This is a genomic window from Burkholderia sp. 10_S31, from assembly GCF_056930375.1.
The window spans coordinates 2560526-2580647 of sequence record NZ_JBXOWK010000001.1; the positions used below are offsets into that span (position 1 = coordinate 2560526).

Sequence of the window (20122 nt, forward strand, 5' to 3'; positions counted from 1 at the left end):
GTGCCGAAACAAAATGGCTACCACTTCCTCATTTCAGCCCCGATCCAGTGTGGCTTTCGTGCGCGCGGCGATCGCGGCGCTTGTCACCGTCGGGTGCGGCAGCGCACACGCCTTCACTTTCACGATCGGGAATGTTGAAGGCAGTTTCGATTCGACGATATCGGCCGGCGTCGGCGTTCGAACTGCCTCGCCAAGCAGCAATCTCGTATCGCCGACCTACAATCAGGCCACCGGTGCGCGGACCGGTGGCGGCCGACTCGGTCAATTGAGCGGCCTCTCCGATCAAGGCGACATCAACTACGGCAAGGGAGATCCTTTCACGAGCTATCTCAAGGGCAACCACGAGTTGGTCCTGAAGATGCCGTCGCAAGGGCTCACGTTCATGGCGCGCGGCACCTGGCAATACGACTACTCCGGGACCCACACGACAGGCGCAACCAGCGGACAGGACCTTTTCTATAACCCTGCGCCCAACCTGAGCGGCGGGCTCCCGTCCGATGCCGAGAAAAACATCCGCTTCAAGCCACGCTTGCTCGACCTGTGGGTCAGCAAGCAGTTCAACGTAGGCGACCAGATTGCACGCGTCCGTGTGGGTAATCAGGTCGTCAGCTGGGGCGAAAGCATCTGGGAAATCGGTGGGGTCAATGCGACGAATGCGATCGACGTGAATCGCGCGTCCCAACCTGGGGCGCAGGTCAAGGAGATCATCCTGCCCGCACCAATACTGAGTGTCGCCTCCGGCTTGGGTCACGGCGTGAACGTCGAAGGGTACATCCAGAGCAACTGGAACCAGAATTACCTTCCGCCGGTTGGCAGCTATTGGTCGAATCAGATCGTAGGGCCAGGCAACAACACGTATGGCGTCTCGACCATCCATCCGAAAAACGGCGGGCAGTATGGCTTTTCCATTCGCTACCAGCCCGCGGGAACGGACCTGAATCTCGGTTTCTACACGATCGCGTATCACGACAAGTTCCCGCAAGTCTCGCTGAGTTCAACGGGTGGGACGGTCTTCAGATTTCCGGAAGACCGTCACATGATCGGTGTCAGCGCCAACTTCCCCGTTGGCGATTGGGCGATCGGTACCGAGCTCTCGTACCGTCCGCGAGATGCCGTTCCCCTGAATCCGGCCAGTGGATGCGTCGCGCAAGGTGGAAACTGCTGGGTCGACGAGAAGCGATTCCAGTGGCATCTGACTACCCTCTACTCGCTCCAGCCAGGCAATTCCGGAGCATTCCTCAAACTGCTCGGCGCCCAGACCGCCACATTGACGACCGAGACGGTGATCATTGCTTATCCCGGGCTTCACAAGAGCTATGGCGGGTCGCCGATTTCGCCTGGTGCGCTTCTGTGGGGGAATGAATTCAACGACTTGTTCGCGACCGGCGCACTCAACTCACCGGGTAGCGCACAGGGAACGAAATACTCCGGCGGGATTGATGTCGACTTCAACTGGGTTTACGACGGCACCCTCATTCCCGGGTGGCAGGTCAATCCGGGGATATTCGTCCGATACGGCCTGTTCGGCAATACGCCGAACGTGAATGCCCAGTTCATGCGCGGCGTGACGGCCATGAACCTGTATGTGAATTTCATACAGAACCCGGCGAAGTGGCAGGTTGCATTGAACTACACCCGTTTCATGGGCCCGACCAACCCTCTGGCCAACCCGCTACGTGACAGGGACTTCGTGGCAATCGTCGCATCCCGAAATTTCTGAGGTCAATATGAATCAAACGCCTGTTTCCGACGCAGCCCGACCCAGCAAGCTGCTAAGAACTCTTCATTCGCTGGAAAATACGCTGTTCGGTCACAGGCGTCTCGTACTGGGGCTTCTGGTTCTCTTCACGGTCGTCATGGCCTGCTTCGCCGTCAAGCTTCGCATGGATGCGGGGTTTGAGAAGCAGCTTCCTCTTGGCCATGAATATACTCAGACGTTTAATGAGTATCGCGGTGATCTGCTCGGCGCCAACCGTTTGATCGTGGTGGTCAAGGCCCGCAAGGGAAGCATCTGGACGCCGGCCGCGTTGAAGCGGCTGTATGACGTCACCCAGGCGGTCACGTTTCTGCCAAACGTATCTCGCAGCAGCGTTCAATCACTCTGGACTCCAAATTCATTTGTCAATGAGATTACCGAAGACGGATTCAGAGCCGACCCGCTCATTCCCGGCACCGTGACGCCGGATCAGCTCGACGGCAACACGGTCGGTGCCATTTCGCGCTCGACTGCCCAGGGTGGATTCGTCGGCAGCCTCGTGTCGCGCGACCAGAGCAGTGCAATGGTCACCGCGGACCTCAACGAACTGGATGCAAAAGGCGAGCGGATCGACTATGTGGCATTCGATCAGGCACTCGAATCGCAGTTGCGATCCAGGTTCGAGGATTCGAACTATGAGATCCAGATTATCGGTTTCGCGAAGCAGATCGGTGATATTGCCAACGGCGCATCGTCTGTCCTGAAGTTCTGCGCGATCGCCCTGCTCCTGACCGCGTTGGCCGTCTACTGGTACTGTCGCTCCGTTCGTCTGACGATCCTGCCGTTGACGTGTTCGCTTCTCTCACTCGTCTGGCAGTTCGGCACGCTGCATCTCCTCGGCTATGGGCTCGACCCGTTGGGCGTATTGGTTCCGTTTCTCGTGTTCGCGATCGGCGTTTCACACGGTGTTCAGCAGATCAATTTCATCGTTCGCGAAATCTCTCACGGGAAGTCGGTGGAGCAAGCCGCTCGATCCAGCTTCAGCGGGCTGCTGATTCCCGGGACGCTCGCCCTTGTGACGGCTTTCGTTTCCTTCGTCACGTTGATCCTGATTCCGATTCCGATGGTCCGCGAGCTCGCGATTACCGCTTCGCTCGGTGTTGCGTACAAGATCGTCACGAATCTGGTGATGCTCCCGCTGGCGGCGTCCTTGCTCAAGGTCGACCACAATTATGCGAAGAATGCCGAGCTGCATGCCGCTCGTCGCGCTCGCGTGCTCCGGGTCCTCGCAAAGGTCGCCATTCCCCGCAATGCGGCGCTCGTCCTTCTGGCTGCCGTCGTGGTCTTCTGCGTGGCGGCCTGGGAAAGTCGAGACCGCGTAGTCGGCACCCTGCAGGCAGGCGCGCCCGAACTTCGTGCCGACGCCCGGTTCAACAAGGATTCGGTTTCCATTGCGTCGAGCTACGACGTCGGCCTGGACTGGATTTCCATCGTCTTCGAAGCGCCGCCCCAGTCTTGCAACAACGTGGAAATCGGCGCCTATCAGGATCGCTTCGTCTGGTCGATGCGCGCCGTTCCCGGCGTATTGTCGGTCGTTTCATTTTCGTCGTTGCTGCGGCAATACAACGAGGGGTACAACGAAGGCAATCCAAAGATGTCCGCGATCCCCATCGACCCGGACAACTATTCGTCGTTGGCCGGCGAGGTGGCCCGCACCCCGGGCGTCATGCGCAAGGACTGCAGCATGACCGCGGTGAACATCTATCTGGCAGACCACAAGGCGACCACGATCAATCAGGTCATCAATGCCGCGAAGCATTTTCGCGATACGAACACGCTGCCTGGCGTGAAGATCCGGCTTGCGTCCGGAAACGCCGGTGTCCTGGCCGCGGTCAACGACGAAATCGAGCGCAGCGAACTGCCGATGATGCTTTACGTCTATGCGACCATCGTCTTGCTCGTTCTCCTCACGTACCGCGACCTGCGCGCTGTCCTCGCATGCTGCCTGCCGCTGACGATCGGCACCTTCATCGGATACTGGTTCATGAAGGAGTTGCAGATCGGCCTGACCGTCGCCACGTTACCCGTGATGGTGCTGGCCGTTGGCATCGGCGTCGACTATGCGTTCTACATCTACAACCGCCTGCAGCTGCATCTCGCCAACGGCGTCGGAATCGTCAAGGCGCTCGAGCAATCGATCCTGGAGATCGGGACGGCAACCATCTTTACAGCGATCACGCTCGCGATCGGCGTCGCCACCTGGTCATTCTCCGAGCTGAAGTTTCAGGCGGATATGGGCAAGCTGCTGGCCTTCATGTTCATCGTCAATATGGTCATGGCCATGACTGTTCTGCCGGCCTTCGCCGTCTGGCTCGAGCGCATCTTCCCGAGACGGCGGCCCGCGCGCGCACCTGGCCTGCTGGCACATTGAAGAAGAGGATTCCATGACTATGTATCGTAAGGTTCTCTCCATTTCGGCAGGTATCGTCATCTTTGGAGCGCTGCTGGGCGGCATGCAAAGCGCGGTCTCCGCACCCGAACTCAGGCCCGTTCCGGCTGTCCTGTCCGGCATTGCGACCCAGTCGCCCGTGCTGGATGCAACGTGGGCAGGCCAGCGGGTGGTGAGTGTCGGCGCGAACGGCATCATTCTTCTGTCCGACAACCGCGGTGCGACGTACCGTCAGGCCAAGTCTGTCCCCGTGAGCTCGACGCTGACGTCTGTCAGTTTCATCGACGCCAACACAGGTTGGGCAGTCGGCCACTGGGGTGCCATTCTCAAGACCACCGACGGCGGCGAGACATGGAAGATACAGCGGCTCTCGACGACCGAGGATCGCCCCCTGTTCGGCGTTCACTTCCTTGATGCCAACCATGGCGTGGCCGTTGGACTCTGGTCGCTGATCCTTGTCACCGATGACGGCGGCAAGACCTGGACAAAAAAAGAAGCCGTTCTTCCGAATGGCAAGAAGTCGGACCTGAATCTGTTCGGCATTTTTTCAAACAGCAACGGCGACATTTTTGCTACGGCCGAGAAGGGGCGGCTCTTTATTTCCAAGGACAAGGGCAACACGTGGGATAGCACGGAGACCGGTTACAAGGGGTCGTTCTGGTGCGGTGTGGCACTCCCCAATGGTGTGCTTCTGGTCGGAGGGTTGCGCGGTACGTTGATGCGAAGCGAAGACAACGGCCATACCTGGTCACGCGCGACGCTCGACACCAAGAATTCCATTACCTCGCTTGCGTCCAGAGGCTCCACGGTATTGGCGGTCGGTGTCGACGGGTTACAGGCTCAAAGCGCCGACGATGGAAAGACGTTCCAGCAACTGCACACCGCGACCGGGACGACGTACACAGCGGCCCTCCCCTCGCCTGGCGACAAGTGGCTGATTTTTTCTCGTGACGGGGTCGTCGCACAGTAACTGACCGGTGTCCGACACGTGCAGCGGGCCGTGAATCTGAGAAACACGGCTCGCTGCCTCGAAGCCGTCCTGACCCAAGACGGATTGGGCAGCCGTAGAGCGATCGAGCTCCCCTGTCGTGGGGCGAGAAGAACGCGATGAAGAAGCGGCATACGGACGAAATGTCCATCCGCATCCCGCGGAAAACCGGGAACCCAGAGATCACATTCAATGACCTGTGCGAACGCCGCAACGCCTCGGAGCAGGCGATCTGCCGATAGCGCACCAGACTCGACGGCATGCCGACTCACCGAACAGCAGATTCGGACAACGAGCGCCGCCCGCTCCCGTCAGCCGGGTTTTCGAAGACGATAGCCGACGCCGTGCACGCTTTCCAGGATGCCCGACGCCCCTGAGGCCATCAGCTTTCTGCGCAGCCGGCTCATGTGACTGTCGACAGTGCGTGTAGATGCACCTACGTCCGTCATGCACGCGTTGAGCAATTCGATGCGTGTAAATGCACGATTCGGCAGCTTGGCCATGTGAGCCAGCAGGCGAAATTCGACGAGTGTGACGGAAACGGGCGCTTCACCGGTGGACGTTCTCACGCATGCCATATAGCTTTCCGTGTCGATCTCGAGCATTCCAACCCGGAGACGGCGCGCAGGGGCGAGCGCACCGGAGCGGCGAAGAATCGTGAGCAATCGCGCGACGAGCACTTCCTGGTTGAACGGCGTGACAATGTAATCGTCGGCGCCGGCATGCAGTGTCCGCAACCGCTCGCTGTCCAGATCACATTCCGACACGACAATGATGGGAGTATCGCTTTGCCGTCGAAGCGTGGCGAGCATTTCCACGGTATCCGCGCGCAGCTCACGCACGTCGAAAATGACCAGATCAGGCTTCAGGTTCAATTGCGTCGCAAGCAGGGCCTGAGAGGCATGGGTCCGAAATGTACGAAACCCGTTGCAAGTCAGGCAGATGTCGAGCATCGACGACATTTCCGGCGCGTCATCCGCGATGAGTATCAGCGCGTGCATGATTGAATTTACGGGTCATTGCCGTTTGTGCGCGTGAATACCTGCCGGACAGCGTTCAGGTGCCGGACAGGATTCAAGGTTCGCAGGCATGACTCGACGTGTTGAAGACGGCGCTCGGCATCGCGCGCGCTGAGGCCATTGCGATAGAGGCAGGGGAGGAAGATTTCCTGCGCCCGCACCGGCCCGATGTCGAACAAGGTCGATCGACTGACTGGTTCGTTTTTTGCTGCGGCTCGTCGCCGCGAAGCGAGCACCGGCCTTTCTCCGGTTGTTGGCGCGCGTAGGTCACCGCCCGACAGCTCGACCGCAGGTGGCGACATCTGTTGCCTCGTGCTCGCCTTGCCCTTCAAAGAGCAAGGATGCTTTCATGAACGGTGGTTGGCCGCGTCACCAGACCTCACGGCTCACGCGCTCGACGCCAGAAAGCTCGCGGTGCCCCGGAGAGCGTCCAGTGAGCCCCGGCCTTCCGGCAGCGGACATTGCGACGCATATCATGCTCGCAACGTCCGTGTACGATCGAGGCCTTTGCGCCGACGAATGCCGGCGCGGGAAAGGATCGGTCAAACCACGATTCCGGCTTTCACGCCGGCATCGCAGCCGGGAATCGCGAAATCCTCCGAATCAGATCCGAGGCTTTCTCTCCAATCATGATCGTTGGCGCGTTCGTGTTTGCACCAACCAACGTCGGCATGATCGAGGCGTCAACCACACGCAAGCCTTCCGTCCCCCGTACGCGCAATTGCGCGTCGACGACGGCGAGCTCGTCGTTCCCCATACGACACGTTCCTACCGGGTGATAAACGGTGTCGGTCCGCTCGCGCAACAACGCACGAATGTCTTCGTCGGATCGCGACCGAGACTCAAGCAGATCCTCCGTCACGAACGCCGAGATGGCCGGCGCCGCCATCAACCGCCGGGTCAACTTGTATCCCTCGACCAGGACATCAAGGTCATCCGCGTGCTCGAGGAATGCCGGGTCGATCAACGGCGCATCAAGCGGATCCGCGCTTCGCAGCTTGACCGAGCCACGGCTTTTCGGCCTCAACAGGCACACGTGACAGGAAATGCCATGTCCGAGCTGCAACTTTCTCCCGTGATCGTTGACGGGACCCACGACAAAGTGCATCTGCACGTCCGGCCGCTCCAGATCGGGACGCGTCTTCAGGAAGGCGCCGCCTTCGGCAAAGTTGGTTGTCATGGTACCGCGCCGTGACGCCCGATATTGCCTGATGTCGCGCAGCGTCTTGATCCCGCCGCGTACCGATACGCCGAGCGCATCCAGGCTATTCGTCTTGTAGCTGACGACGAAGTCCGGATGATCCTGCAAGTTCTCTCCAACGCCAGGGAGATCGGCTACGACCTCGATCCCGTGACGCTGGAGTTCGTCCCTCGGACCGACGCCGGACAACATCAGCAACTGAGGCGATTGAAGGGCACCCGCGGAAAGGATCACCTCTTTTTTTGCCCAAACCGTCTCGACAGTTCCCGCACGCGTGACTTCGACACCAACGGCCCTTTTACCGTCGAACACAATGCGCCTGACCTGCGCATGGGTCTCCACCGTCAGATTGTCGCGGGCTTTCATATGCGGAAAAAGATAGGCACGTGCAGCACTGCAGCGCTCGCCATCCTTCTGGGTCACCTGGTAGATGCCGACCCCTTCCTGCTCCGCACCGTTGAAATCGTCCGTGATGGGCAAGCCGCACTGTCGTCCGGCATCCAGCCACCGTGCCTGAAACGGATTGCCTGTCCTCAGATCACTGACCCAAAGCGGGCCGCCGCGCCCGTGCCATTCATTGCCAAGACGCTCGTTATGCTCGCTTCGCTTGAAATAGGGGAAGACGTCGCGCCAGGCCCAGCCTTCGTTGCCGAGCGCGGCCCAATCGTCGTAATCGGCATGATGGCCACGCGTGTACACCATCGCATTGATCGCAGACGATCCGCCCAACGTCTTACCACGCGGCTGGTAGCCGCGCCGTCCCAGCAGCCCCTTCTGGGGAACGGTCTCGAACGCCCAGTTGTTCAGCCGGGACGGGACCATCAGCACCAAGGCGGCCGGTACGTTGACTGGCCATCCATCGCCGGTGCCGCCGGCTTCGAAGAGGCACAGCGTCACATCAGGGTCTTCGGTCAAACGCGAAGCCAGCACACTGCCTGCCGAGCCGCCGCCTACAACAAGATAATCGAATGAATTCTTCACGGGTCTGTGTCCTGGATAGGTGCTTGAGCGCTTCACAAGCAACTACCTGATGCATCGATTCCGCCACTCGCGTCGCAGCCCCACCGAGCCGTCGCGCAATCGGCTTCATTCCGTCATGCATCAGAACTGTGTGGCCGCATCGGCAACGTTGGAGGTCATCCATCGAGCCGCATGCGGCCACGAAATGGCGGAAAGCAAGATCAAGTCGCTACCGCCAACGTATCAATGGTGCTGCGCGCTGCCGAGTACCTTTCGAAAAATCGCGAGCCCCTTCTCGATCGACGCCTGGGCGCCCGGCGAGATCGCCCCCATGTCGAAGAACCCGTGAAGCATGCCATCGCACCTGATCGTTTCGACCTTGACGCCGCTTGCGTGGAGCAAGCGTCCATAGGCCTCTCCCTCGTCGCGCAGCGGATCGAATTCCGCGGTAACGATGACCGCAGGCGGCAACCCGGCAAAGTCCTTCGCAAGGATCGGGGCCAGTCGGGCATCCTCCCGGTCGGTACCGTCAAGCACGTAATGTCGATCAAACCACGCGATCGTCTCGAGATCGAGCAGGTAGCCTTCACCGTTTTCCTTGAAGGAAGGAAAGCCGGAGCGGTCTTGTGCCACAGCGGGGTAGATCAGGAACTGGGCGGAAAGCGAAATTCCCTCGACGTGCAGTTGCTGGGTCACGACGGCCGCGAGATTGCCGCCGGCGCTATCTCCGGCCACCGCCACTACGTCGTTTCCGCCCAACTCACCCGCGTTCGCGATCACCCATTTGGTCGCGGCAATCGCGTCGTCGGCCGCGGCCGGATACGGATGCTCGGGAGCCAGCCGGTAATCCACCGAGACGACTACCGCATTCGCGCCACGAGCCAGCTCTCGACAAATGTTGTCGTGAGTATCCAGATCGCCAATGACAAACCCGCCGCCGTGAAGATAAACGACCGTCGGCAGATGACGCTCCCGGGTCGGACGATAGAGCCTCGCACGCAGCGATCCAGTCGCGCCGGGGACGGTCAGGTCTTCCACGCTGTGCATGGCGACAACTGCATCTGGTGCACGAACGGCGCGTGCCAGATGCTGCATCAATACGCGCGCCTCTTCCGGGGTTGACTGCGGCAATGGTTTCGCGCCGGACCCGGCAAAGGATTCGAGAAAACCAGCGAGGTGCAAATCGAGTGCCATAACATCACCTTGTAATCGAACGTTGCTCGGAGATCAGCGATACACGAGGACTTCGGAATCCGGGCTCAATTCCGGAATGCTCTTGCGCTCCTCCTCATACTCGAAGTGGTGCTGCCACGGCATACGATCACCACGCGAATGCATCTGGTGTTGCGACCGCATGACGTACCCGGCATTGAAGTTGGTCGGGTCCGTCCACGGCAGCCGCTGCATGTCGGCGTCTTCGGCTCGCAGGCACGGCTCCACCGTCTTCGCACCGACCTTTTCCATATGCGCAAGTACACGGCAAGTGAATTCGCAGACCAGATCGGCACGGAGCGTCCAGCTCGAACGGTAGTAGCCGTAGATGAACGCCATGTTCGGGATACCCTCGATCATCATTCCTCGATACGAGACCCGCTTGGTCATGTCGACCGGATCTCCATCGAGCTGAAATGCGATCTGGCCGAAAGCGCTCATGTCGAAGCCGGTCGCCGTCACGACGATGTCCGCCTGCAGGTGCTCGCCCGACGCCAACGTAATGCCGCTTTCGTCGAACGATTCGATGGTGTCCGTCACGACGGATGCTTTCCCGTCCCGGATGGCCGTGAAGAGGTCTCCCTCGGGGACTGCGGCCACTCTCTGCTGCCACGGGCGATAGCTGGGATTGAAGTGCTTGTCGACGTCAAAACCCTCCGGCAGCTGTTGCCGGGTCTCGTTGATCAGCCAGTCGCGAACCGCGTCCGGATTCGCTGCGGCAAGATTGATCAGGTCAAACGTCTGCTTCAGGTGCGCGCGCCGCAAAATCTCCGACCGCCATTCTTCGGGAAGGCTGAGTTCACGAAGCGTAGCGTCCAGCTGGTGGGTCCACGGAACCGCCGTGAAGAACGTCGGCGACCGTTGGAGCATCGTCACATGCGCCGCGGTTCCGGCCATTGCCGGAATCAGCGTTGCGGCGGTCGCGCCCGAGCCGATCACGATCACACGCTTTCCGGCATAGTCGAGCGCTTCGGGCCAGTGCTGCGGATGAACGACCGTTCCCTTGTAACGATCGAATCCGTTCCACTTGGGCGTAAAGCCTTGACGATGATCGTAGTACCCGGCTCCCAACCACAAGAAGTCGGTGGTCATCGTGAAGCGTTCACCGGTATCGTTGCGCGATACCTCGATCGTCCAGCGCTTTTGTTCACTCGACCAGTTCACCGTTTGAACACGATGCCCATAGCGGATCTTCGAACCGAGGTCATATTCCTCGATGACCTCGCCCAGATAGCTGTGGATCTCATCTGCCGTGGCGATCGATCGGCCCTGCCACGGGCGGAATCCGAACGCGTACGTGTACAGGTCGCTGTCGGAACGCGCGCCGGGGTAACGATGGGTCCACCACGTACCGCCGAATCCATCCATTGCTTCCAGAATGGCTAACGAGCGACCCGGCAAATGCATGCGGAGATGACAAGCGGCGTCGATTCCCGAGATTCCGGCCCCAATGATTAGTACGTCTACGTGCTCAGGAGAACACGAATCCGTTTGATTCTTAGCCATGAGATCCCTCCAATGACCAGTTATTGAAAATTCTCGTAACGCCGCACGACCAAATCATACGACTTGGTCATTTGACTTCGAATTAAAGTAGATGCCCACAGGTGCATGCCAGCATCAACGCTTCAACCCAATGCGGACAACCCCAGGTGAGACCTGCTACGCACCAAGCTGACATGCACGCGGGTCATTGACGTACGTATCCCGGTTTGACCTGTCATCTCGAACATGATCATTTGACCAAGTCCCACGGTTCCCAGTCTTATGCAGTCAAGGGACAATTTGAATAAGGGGTTTCCATTACACCCGCGGTTGTGAAGGTCGCGATGCTCTGCATCGGTCATGTAACGTGCCGAATGCTACGTCGAGCCCGGCGCTCTACCTCGCCCCGTTGCCCTCACACAGCCCTCGATCCTGGCTGACTGGTAGCCACCCCGGACCAAGGCGTGGAGGCAAGGTGCCTCTCGAAACCGCAAGCAAACCTCGCGACGGACGCGTCCCGCCGCATCATTCCCGTGCTCGTTCGGGGACGTGCGATGGGGGTGGCTCGATCCTGAAGGCATCGGACGTTGAGGATGATGTCAGTCGTTCGGCACCCGCAACTCTCGCCGAAGGATCTTCCCGACGTTGCTCTTTGGCAGGGTGTCGCGAAACTCGATGCTTTTCGGTCGTTTATAGCCAGTTAGCTGCCCTTTGCAGAACGCCATCAAATCTTCGTCCGTCAGTTCCGGGTCTTTCCTGACCACGAACAGCTTGACGGCCTCTCCGGAATGCTCGTCGGGTACGCCGATGGCAGCGACTTCGTATACGCCGGGGTGTTTGACAACGACCTCTTCGATCTCGTTCGGGTAGACGTTGAAACCGGACACGAGGATCATGTCCTTCTTGCGGTCGACGATTCGCACGAAGCCGTCCGCGGAAATCGACGCAATGTCGCCCGATCTGAAGAAGCCGTCCTCGGTCATCACCTTCGACGTCTCGTCGGGTCGCTGCCAGTAGCCCGCCATCACCTGGGGACCACGAATGCACAACTCCCCTGCTTCTCCAGGCGGCAGTTCCTTGCCGTCGTCGTCCCGGATCGACACTTCGGTAGAGGGCAACGGCAAGCCGATCGTGCCATTGAATTCACCGCGGGCAACGGGATTGATCGTGACGCATGGCGACGTCTCGGACAGCCCGTATCCTTCGATAATCGGCGCGCCGGTCATCTCCTTCCAGCGCTTTGCGACCGCCTCTTGAGTGGCCATTCCGCCGCCGTTGGCCAGCAGCAGATTGGAGAAATCGAGGCGCGAGAACGCGGGATGATGGAGCATCGCGTTATAGAGCGTGTTCACTCCCGGAAAGCTCGTGATCTTGTATCCGGCGAGCGACTCGATCATCCCGCCGATGTCACGCGGATTGGGAACCAGTACACAAAGCCCGCCCGTGTGCATCGTCAACAGACAGCAAACGTTGAGCGCAAAGATGTGATAGATCGGAAGTGCCGCTACCGTGATGAACTGCGTCACGTCAGGACGCCAACCTCGGGCTGGCTTGAGCCAGACGTCCGCCTGCAATACATTCGCGACAATGTTCCGATGCAACAGCGTCGCCCCTTTCGACACACCGGTTGTCCCCCCCGTATATTGGAGAAAGGCAACATCATCCGGTGACTGGCAAGCCGGCACGAATTTGCTCCGACGCCCCTCCGCAATCGCGTCGTCAAATGTCGTATATGCGCTCGGGATCTGCCCCACGGTAGAAGCGTTGTCCTGCGTGGCAACCAGAACATGCTTCACCTGCGTTTGCGTAATGATTCCGTCCAGCGTTGCAGCGCAACTGTCGAGTATGACGATCGCTTCCGCGCCGCTGTCGTTCAACTGATGTTTCAACTCGCGGGGGGTATAAAGCGGATTGACGTTGACGACAACGTAGCCGGCGCGCAGGACTGCACAGATCGAGATCGGGTAGTGCAACATATTCGGCATCATGATGGCGACGCGCGCACCACGCTCGAGCCCCCGTGATTGCAGCCACGCGGCCAGTGAGCGCGACATCATGTCGAGCTCACCATACGTCATCCGCGTTCCATTACACGCAAACGCGAGACTTTCCCGAAACTTGCCGAAGCTTGCGTCGATCAACTCGCTAACGGATCGATACGCGCTGGAATCAATCTCTGCTGGAACCTCTGGCGGATAGGAAGCAAGCCAAATCTTTTCCATACCCAATCTCCTCTGTCCTGTTTGAATAATCGCGCGACGCCAGTCCCCTCGTCACGCTCGTAGCGAGCCGGAGCGCCTTGAACTACGCGAGAATGATTTCTGGAAAACGCGTCGCAAGCATCGTCGTCCAAACGTCAATGCACCAGCCCGAGCAAAGGTCAAAGCGTCAAACACTGACGCGGTCTTTTTCGGCAAGTCGCCGAACAAAGGCAGCGGCGCGTTCCAGCAGATATCTCGCTGTCGCGATATTGCGGGCCGCGGTAACGATCCCGTGATGATGCCCCGGCAGATGGTGATGCTCGACTTCGCTCCCGGCGCGTGCCGCGCACGACGCGTAAGCAACGCCCTCGTCGCATAGCGGGTCGAGCCCCACCGTTGCAATGAACATCGGCGGCTGCGGCCGGCCCTCTGCATGCAACAGCGGGGACAGGCGCGGAAGATCGAGCGGCGTACCGGCAGGCACGTAGTGGTCGCGGAACCAGAGCATCGATTCGGCTACGAGCGGAAATCCACCTTGAACACGTTGATATGACGGGAGTGACGCAGTCAGGTCCGTCACCGGATAAAGCAGGATCTGTCCGACGATCGAGGATCCCGTCGTCGATGCTGCATTGGCGATGATGGTCGCCATATTGCCGCCGGCGCTGTCGCCCGCCAGAACCACGCGAGACGCGTTGATGGAGAGCGCTGGAGCGTTCGTGACCAGATAGTCCAATGCCCGCTCGCAGTCTTCGAGCGGGACCGGCCACCGGTGCTCCGGCGATCGCCGGTACTCCACCGATGCGACCGGGCACCCACTATGCCGTGCGAGATAACGGCAAATGCCGTCGTGCGTGTCCACGCTCCCGATCACCCACCCGCCTCCGTGAATGAAGACGACCAGCGGATTGTCCTCGGCGTGATCCCCGTTGTGTGAACGATAGAGCCGCACCCGAATGCTGCCGCCCGTTACGGGAACACCTATATCGTCATGATCAACAGCCTCGTCACCCGTGATGCCGTTCAGTTCGCAGGCACGCACGAAGTTCACACGAGACTGGTCCACGGAAAAGCTGCCGTAGTGCCGTCCACCCAGTTCGCGGAACGCCCGAACGGCGTCCCGCGCATCTTCAGCAACCTCCGTCAGCGGCAACCAGAGCACTGATGTCATGCGCATCCCCGCTCAGATCGTGCCGAACACGCTTTGATCCCATTGCGTCGCGGCGCGGTACTCGTCCACTGTGCCTGGCCAGTTGTTGATCACCTTGCCCTGCGCGTTCTTGTACCAACTCGAGCAGCCTGCGGAAAATGCCGAGCCGGCCATCGCTGACTGCAGCCCGCTGTTGTATTCGTCAAACACGGCCCTATCGACGTCGACTGCCTTGACGCCGGTCGCAGCCATGCCACCGATCGCGTCGATGATGTAGTTTTGCTGGATCTCGAGCATCGACACGATGGAGTTGTGGTTCAGGTTCGTGTTCGGCCCATACAACATGAACATGTTGGGAAAGCCTGGCACCGTGATGCCCAGATAGGCCTCCGGGCCATCTTTCCAGGCCTGCGCCAACGTGCAGTCCGCCCCGCGAACCTGCAAGCTGCCCTGGAATGCCTGACTCTCGAATCCCGTTCCGAACACGATCACGTCAAACGGGAGAACTCGGCCGTCCCTGGTCAGGATACCGTCCTCGACAACCGCCTCTACGCCCGCCGTTTCCAACGCGACGTTGTCGCGCACGAGCGCCGGATAGTAGTCGTCCGATCGCAGAATGCGTTTGCACGCGTATTCATAGTCCGGCGTCAGCTGCTGGCGCAGGGCCGGGTCGGACACCTGCCGATGAAGGTGTGCCAAAGCCAGACTCTTGCCTTCCATCTGTGCGTTGGAACCCATCCGTGTGCGCTCGAACCCGGATTCACGGAAAGCGTGCAGCGATTTCCGGCTTTCTTCGAACAGATGGGGCTCGCTCTCGTACGTATCGAGCTGCTCCATCGAGAAGATGATCTGGTTGCGCGGCATGATCCAGTTTGCGCTTCGCTGGAACACCGTAAGTTGCGCGACCTTCGGCGCGATGGCCGGCACATACTGCACGGCGCTAGCGGCATTTCCAACGCTCGCCACACGCTTGCCACTCAGATCCACATCGTGCCGCCATTCCGCGGAGTGGAAATAGTCTCCCTTGAAACCCTCCAAGCCGCGAACCGCGGGAATCATCGGACGGTTTAGTTGCCCCCACGCCGGCACGAAGAAGCGGGAGGTCAATCGCGAACCGTCGTCCAGCTCGAACCGCCAGAGGCTTGCGCCTGCATCCCATTCAGCGCTCCGAATCTCGCAGTTGAACCGCAGGTGTTCTGTCAAGCCGAACCGCATGGCAAGCGATTTCAGATAATTGAGCAGTTCGTTCCTGCCGGCATACATGGCGCTTACGCGCAAATGCGGATGGAAGCTGTAGCAATACAGGTGCGATTCGGTATCGCATGCTGCGCCGGGATACGAATTGTCAAGCCAAACGCCGCCGAGTCCGGGACGTTTCTCCAACACGACAAAGTCGTCGATGCCCGCGATCTTCATGCGAGCAGCCATTCCGAGGCCTCCAAAGCCTGCACCCAAAATGACGACCTCGTGGTGCTCAATCCTTTCTACATTGTTCACGGTGCACTCTCTATATTAACGTTACGGCGACTACGGATTTGCCTGTGTCGGTTCAATAGGCCTGTTCATACAAGCGCAATGCGTCGGAATCCGTGACAACGACCGGATTGTTCAACAGCAGGCGCTGCTGCTTCATGGCATCTGCCGCCAGGATCGGCAGGCTCGAACGCGTGACGCCCGCGTCGCGGAGACGACGCGGCGCGCCGGACCGGTCCATCAGGTCATCCATGAATCCGATGAACGCGGCCGTGCGTTCCGTGGCGTCGCCTTTTCCACCCGCGCCTACGAGATCTGCCAGTTCCGCATATTGCGAAGCTGCCGCCTGCGCGTTGAAACGCAGCACGGGCGCAAGCATCAATGCGTTGGACAAACCATGCGGGATATGAAAGTGGCCGCCCAATGGATAGGCCAGCGCATGAACGGCAGCCACCGGAGCATTGGCGAAGGCTTGTCCCGCCAGGGTTGCGCCCAGCAGCATTGCCTCTCGCGCGCGCCGGTCGTTGCCATCTTCGCAAGCCGGGACCAGGTTGTTCGCCAGCAATCGCAGTGCCTCACGCGCAAGGGCGTCGGAAATCGCATTCTTCTTGTGCTTGCTGGTATATGCCTCGATGGCGTGGACCATCGCGTCGATGCCGGTTGCAGCGGTATGACTGCGTGGCAGACCGACAGTGAGTTCAGCGTCCAGGATCACTCTGTCGGCATACAGTTGACGGGCGACGATTCCCATTTTGTTTGTTTCGTTAACCGAAACGATGGAAATATTGGTGACTTCCGACCCAGTGCCGGCCGTCGTCGGGATTTGCACCAATGGCAGGCGCTCGCCGTGAACGTTGCCAATTCCGTACATTTCCGCGAGAGATTGCTGCGAGACGGCAAGGACGGCGGCCAGCTTTGCAATGTCCATCGATGAGCCGCCGCCCAAGCCGATGACGACATCCACCTCTGCACTGCGTGCGACCTCAACGCACCGCGATACCACGATCTCCGGCGGATCGGCCACGACCTCGTCAAAAACCGCCGCACGAAATCCGGCGGCTGCCAACGATGCTTTCGCCGGCTCCAGCACGCCGGCCTCGTGCAACCCTGCGTCCGTGACGATCAGCACATTGCGGCGATCCGTCCATGCCGCCATCACTTGACCCAGGCGGCGCACACAGCCCCATTCCTGGAGAATCGACGGGACCGTTTCGAAGAGCATCGACTGCGGGGACATTTCCATTGACATTTCCTTGATGCCGACGTCGCCGTCAGACCTGGGTACACATGTATTTGATTTCCAGATATTCGTCGATTCCGTAACGGGAACCCTCTCGGCCAAGGCCGGATTGCTTTACCCCGCCGAACGGCGCGACCTCGTTGGAAATCACCCCGGTATTCAGGCCGACCATGCCGTACTCGAGTGCCTCGCCCACACGCCAGATGCGGCCGTGGTCGCGTGTATAGAGATAGGCCGCCAGCCCGTACTCGGTGTCATTGGCCATCGCAATCGCCTGAGCCTCATCCTCGAAGCGGAATACCGGACCGACGGGCCCGAAGAGTTCCTCACGCGCGACACGCATGGCCGGCGTCGCATCGGCAATAACGGTCGGCTCGAAGAACGTGCCTCCAAGCTGATGGCGTTTCCCGCCAGTGACGATTCGGGCGCCCTTGCCTACCGCATCGTCGATCAGCTGATCCAGATGGTCGCAGGCGGACGGCTGGATCAGCGGCCCCTGCTGCGCCCCCGGTTCCATGCCGTTTCCTACCTTGAGCGCCTGAACTCGCCGGGCGAGCGCGTCGACGAAGCGGTCATGAATTCCAGCCTGGACAAGAAAGCGATTGGCGCAAACGCAGGTCTGGCCGCTATTTCGGTACTTTGACGCCATCGCGCCTTCAATTGCCGCGTCGAGATCCGCATCGTCGAACACGATGAAAGGTGCGTTGCCGCCGAGTTCGAGAGAAAGCCGCTTGATCGTCCCGGACGACTGGCTCATGAGCACGCGACCGACTTCGGTCGAACCGGTAAACGAAAGCTTGCGCACGATCGGGCTGGCCGTGAGGACCGCTCCGATCTCGCGCGACGGGCCACACACCACTTGAAGTACACCGGCCGGAATACCCGCTCGCTCGGCCAGCACGGCTAGCGCAAGCGCCGTCAGCGGAGTCAGGTCCGCCGGGCGCACGATGATGGAACAGCCGGCAGCCAACGCTGGAGCCACCTTGCGCGTAATCATCGCGGCGGGAAAATTCCACGGCGTAATTGCTGCGCAAACGCCGATCGGCTGACGAATGACGAGGATGCGCTTGTCGGCTTGCGGGTGAGGCATGACGTCGCCGTATACGCGTTTCGCTTCTTCGGCGAACCACTCCACGAAGGAAGCGGCATACATGATCTCGCCGCGGGCCTCCGCGAGAGGCTTGCCCTGCTCCGACGTCATGATGAATGCGAGGTCGTCTGCATTCTCAATGATCAAGTCATACCATGCGCGCAGGATCCTCGCCCGCTCGTGGCTGGTCCTTTTACGCCAGGCTTCTTGTGCTGAAGCCGACGATGCAATTGCCTTCTCCACCTCTGCAGCGCCGAGGCTGGCCACGCGCGCCAGAATCTCGCCGGTGGCCGGATTCGTCACGGGAGACGAACGACCATCCGCGCCCCCCGTCCATCCCGACGCAAGCCAGGTGCGCGTCTCCAGCAAGGAGGCGTCTCGCAGTCGGGCGCTCAGCGCCGAAGATACAGTCGCTTGGTTCATTCTTTCGCACTCTGTGTAGTGAAATTCAATCGCGCCGGCGAAATACTGTTCCGACGCCAAATGCAAAACGACTTCTCTCGTTGAAGAAGCCTCGTGCGACGCCCCTGCAGGTGGCTCGCGCAATTTCGCCGCCGCCCCTCGGTTTCCGCTGAACATTGCGCAGCATGAAAACGTCCGCCTCTGAACGCGAGATATCCGAGTTTGAGATAGACTACGCGCCATTGGTCAATTGACATGGTCATTTGACCACAACAAGAAATTGGCGGCAACTTGGTAGTTGCACGGGGCTGCGACGCGAGAACCGTCGACGCCAGACTCGAACCAAAAATGCGGGCCGTTGGCGCCTTCATCTCAAGGAATCCACATGAAAATGCAGAAGCGATGCAGCTACAGTGCCGTGTGCGCGCTGGTGGCGGCTATGCTGGCGGGCTGCGGGCCCTCCGAACAGCGGGCTGCCGCGCCAGCCACCCCGGTGGCGGCAATGACGCTGGCAGCCTCCTCCCTCGACCTGACCGAAGACCTGCCCGGCCGCATCGCGGCCGTCCGGATCGCCGAGATCCGGCCGCAGGTCAGCGGCATCGTGCAGCGACGGCTGTTCGAACAGGGCACGGAAGTGCGTGCGGGCCAGCCACTGTTCCAGATCAACCCGGCCCCGTTCAAGGCCGATATGGACACGGCCGCGGCGGCCCTGCAACGCGCACAAGCCGCGCTCGAACGGGCCAGGGTGCAGACCACGCGGCTCAAGCCGCTGGTCGAGGCCGACGCAATCAGCCGGCAGGTCTACGACGATTCGGTGTCGCAACGCGACCAGGCCGCCGCCGACGTCGCGCAGGCGCGCGCGACGCTCGCACGACGCCAGCTCGACCTGAAGTTCGCGACCGTCGAGGCGCCGATCGCGGGCCGCATCGATCAGGCCCTCGTGACCGAGGGTGCGCTGGTTGCGAGCAGCGACAGCCAGCCGATGGCACGCATCCAGCAGATCGACCAGGTCTACGTGGACGTGCGCCAGCCGGCCGCGTCGCTCGAATCGCTGCGCGGCGCGCTCACGGCGCAGCCGGACACCGCGGGCAACGGGCTGCCGGTCGACGTGCTGCGCGACGACGACTCGCGCTATGACGTAAAGGGCCGCATGCTGTTCTCGGGTGTCAACGTCGACCCGGGTACCGGCGACGTGCTGCTGCGCGTGCTGGTCGACAACCCGAAGCGCGAGCTGCTGCCGGGCATGTACGTGCGAGCCCGCATCCCGCGTGGGCACTACGACAACGCGCTGACCGTGCCGCAACAGGCAATCGTCCGCGCGGGCGGCAAGCCGCAGGTCTGGGTGCTCGACGCGAAGAGCCAGGCGCATCTGAAGTCCGTGGAAGTGGGCGAGCTGACGAACCGCAGCTACCGCATCAAGTCGGGTCTGCAGGCGGGCCAGAAGGTCGTCGTCGAAGGCATGGAGCGCCTGAGCGACGGCGCGACCGTGACGGCGACCGCATGGAAGGCACCTGAAGCGGTCAAGACCGCTTCCTCGCACTGAGTCACGGGGAGCC

The 20122-nt window shown here is 60.5% G+C and carries 14 protein-coding genes; 4 read left to right on the forward strand and 10 right to left on the reverse strand.

Annotated features, from left to right (window positions below):
• Positions 1 to 13 precede the first annotated feature (13 nt).
• Genes AC1Z3W_RS11480 through AC1Z3W_RS11490 form a run of 3 tightly spaced genes read left to right on the forward strand, consistent with a single transcriptional unit; the run spans position 14 to position 5115 of the window.
• On the forward strand, positions 14 to 1720 hold the full coding sequence (locus tag AC1Z3W_RS11480; RefSeq protein ID WP_057923881.1) for a DUF1302 domain-containing protein: 1707 nt from the start codon (positions 14 to 16) through the stop codon (positions 1718 to 1720).
• A 7-nt stretch (positions 1721 to 1727) separates the two neighbouring features.
• A complete protein-coding gene (locus AC1Z3W_RS11485; protein ID WP_185734379.1) occupies positions 1728 to 4127 on the forward strand; it encodes an efflux RND transporter permease subunit in 2400 nt (799 codons plus the stop codon).
• Positions 4128 to 4140: 13 nt separating this feature from the next.
• Entirely contained in the window at positions 4141 to 5115 is a 975-nt protein-coding gene (locus tag AC1Z3W_RS11490) for a WD40/YVTN/BNR-like repeat-containing protein (RefSeq protein ID WP_483507611.1), read from the forward strand.
• Between the two features lie 329 nt (positions 5116 to 5444).
• On the opposite strand, the gene AC1Z3W_RS11495 is transcribed toward AC1Z3W_RS11490, so the two are convergent.
• The 10 genes from AC1Z3W_RS11495 to AC1Z3W_RS11540 form a co-directional block, all read right to left on the reverse strand.
• Positions 5445 to 6134 (reverse strand): winged helix-turn-helix domain-containing protein, encoded by a 690-nt coding sequence (locus AC1Z3W_RS11495; protein WP_483507612.1) that lies wholly within the window; start codon positions 6132 to 6134, stop codon positions 5445 to 5447.
• 8 nt (positions 6135 to 6142) lie between these two features.
• Entirely contained in the window at positions 6143 to 6454 is a 312-nt protein-coding gene (locus AC1Z3W_RS11500; protein WP_141661740.1) for a hypothetical protein, read from the reverse strand.
• Positions 6455 to 6714: 260 nt separating this feature from the next.
• Positions 6715 to 8334 (reverse strand): GMC family oxidoreductase, encoded by a 1620-nt coding sequence (locus AC1Z3W_RS11505; RefSeq protein ID WP_483507613.1) that lies wholly within the window; start codon positions 8332 to 8334, stop codon positions 6715 to 6717.
• Positions 8335 to 8556: 222 nt separating this feature from the next.
• Entirely contained in the window at positions 8557 to 9507 is a 951-nt protein-coding gene (locus AC1Z3W_RS11510) for an alpha/beta hydrolase (RefSeq protein WP_483507614.1), read from the reverse strand.
• Between the two features lie 33 nt (positions 9508 to 9540).
• Positions 9541 to 11031, reverse strand: coding sequence for a flavin-containing monooxygenase (locus AC1Z3W_RS11515; protein WP_057923886.1), 1491 nt, complete (start codon positions 11029 to 11031; stop codon positions 9541 to 9543).
• Positions 11032 to 11609: 578 nt separating this feature from the next.
• Positions 11610 to 13232, reverse strand: coding sequence for a long-chain-fatty-acid--CoA ligase (locus tag AC1Z3W_RS11520; RefSeq protein ID WP_483507615.1), 1623 nt, complete (start codon positions 13230 to 13232; stop codon positions 11610 to 11612).
• Between the two features lie 166 nt (positions 13233 to 13398).
• Positions 13399 to 14382, reverse strand: a complete 984-nt coding sequence (locus AC1Z3W_RS11525) for an alpha/beta hydrolase (protein WP_483507616.1) — start codon at positions 14380 to 14382, stop codon at positions 13399 to 13401.
• A 12-nt stretch (positions 14383 to 14394) separates the two neighbouring features.
• On the reverse strand, positions 14395 to 15858 hold the full coding sequence (locus AC1Z3W_RS11530) for a flavin-containing monooxygenase (RefSeq protein ID WP_483507617.1): 1464 nt from the start codon (positions 15856 to 15858) through the stop codon (positions 14395 to 14397).
• 52 nt (positions 15859 to 15910) lie between these two features.
• Positions 15911 to 17077 carry an iron-containing alcohol dehydrogenase gene (locus AC1Z3W_RS11535; protein WP_082664535.1) on the reverse strand — a complete coding sequence of 389 codons (1167 nt, stop codon included), beginning with the start codon at positions 17075 to 17077 and terminating at the stop codon, positions 15911 to 15913.
• A gap of 28 nt (positions 17078 to 17105) precedes the next feature.
• Complete coding sequence (locus tag AC1Z3W_RS11540; protein WP_483507618.1) at positions 17106 to 18587, reverse strand: NAD-dependent succinate-semialdehyde dehydrogenase; 1482 nt, start codon at positions 18585 to 18587, stop codon at positions 17106 to 17108.
• A 364-nt stretch (positions 18588 to 18951) separates the two neighbouring features.
• On the opposite strand from AC1Z3W_RS11540, the gene AC1Z3W_RS11545 reads away from it, so the two are divergent.
• Positions 18952 to 20109, forward strand: coding sequence for an efflux RND transporter periplasmic adaptor subunit (locus AC1Z3W_RS11545; RefSeq protein ID WP_483507619.1), 1158 nt, complete (start codon positions 18952 to 18954; stop codon positions 20107 to 20109).
• The last annotated feature ends 13 nt before the right edge of the window (positions 20110 to 20122 follow it).

Coding starts and splice junctions, on each gene's coding strand:
- AC1Z3W_RS11480 (WP_057923881.1), top strand. CDS start 14: ATGGCTACCACTTCCTCATTTCAGCCCCGATCCAGTGTGGCTTTCGTG.
- AC1Z3W_RS11485 (WP_185734379.1), top strand. CDS start 1,728: ATGAATCAAACGCCTGTTTCCGACGCAGCCCGACCCAGCAAGCTGCTA.
- AC1Z3W_RS11490 (WP_483507611.1), top strand. CDS start 4,141: ATGACTATGTATCGTAAGGTTCTCTCCATTTCGGCAGGTATCGTCATC.
- AC1Z3W_RS11495 (WP_483507612.1), bottom strand. CDS start 6,134: ATGCACGCGCTGATACTCATCGCGGATGACGCGCCGGAAATGTCGTCG.
- AC1Z3W_RS11500 (WP_141661740.1), bottom strand. CDS start 6,454: ATGTCGCCACCTGCGGTCGAGCTGTCGGGCGGTGACCTACGCGCGCCA.
- AC1Z3W_RS11510 (WP_483507614.1), bottom strand. CDS start 9,507: ATGGCACTCGATTTGCACCTCGCTGGTTTTCTCGAATCCTTTGCCGGG.
- AC1Z3W_RS11515 (WP_057923886.1), bottom strand. CDS start 11,031: ATGGCTAAGAATCAAACGGATTCGTGTTCTCCTGAGCACGTAGACGTA.
- AC1Z3W_RS11520 (WP_483507615.1), bottom strand. CDS start 13,232: ATGGAAAAGATTTGGCTTGCTTCCTATCCGCCAGAGGTTCCAGCAGAG.
- AC1Z3W_RS11525 (WP_483507616.1), bottom strand. CDS start 14,382: ATGACATCAGTGCTCTGGTTGCCGCTGACGGAGGTTGCTGAAGATGCG.
- AC1Z3W_RS11535 (WP_082664535.1), bottom strand. CDS start 17,077: ATGGAAATGTCCCCGCAGTCGATGCTCTTCGAAACGGTCCCGTCGATT.
- AC1Z3W_RS11540 (WP_483507618.1), bottom strand. CDS start 18,587: ATGAACCAAGCGACTGTATCTTCGGCGCTGAGCGCCCGACTGCGAGAC.
- AC1Z3W_RS11545 (WP_483507619.1), top strand. CDS start 18,952: ATGAAAATGCAGAAGCGATGCAGCTACAGTGCCGTGTGCGCGCTGGTG.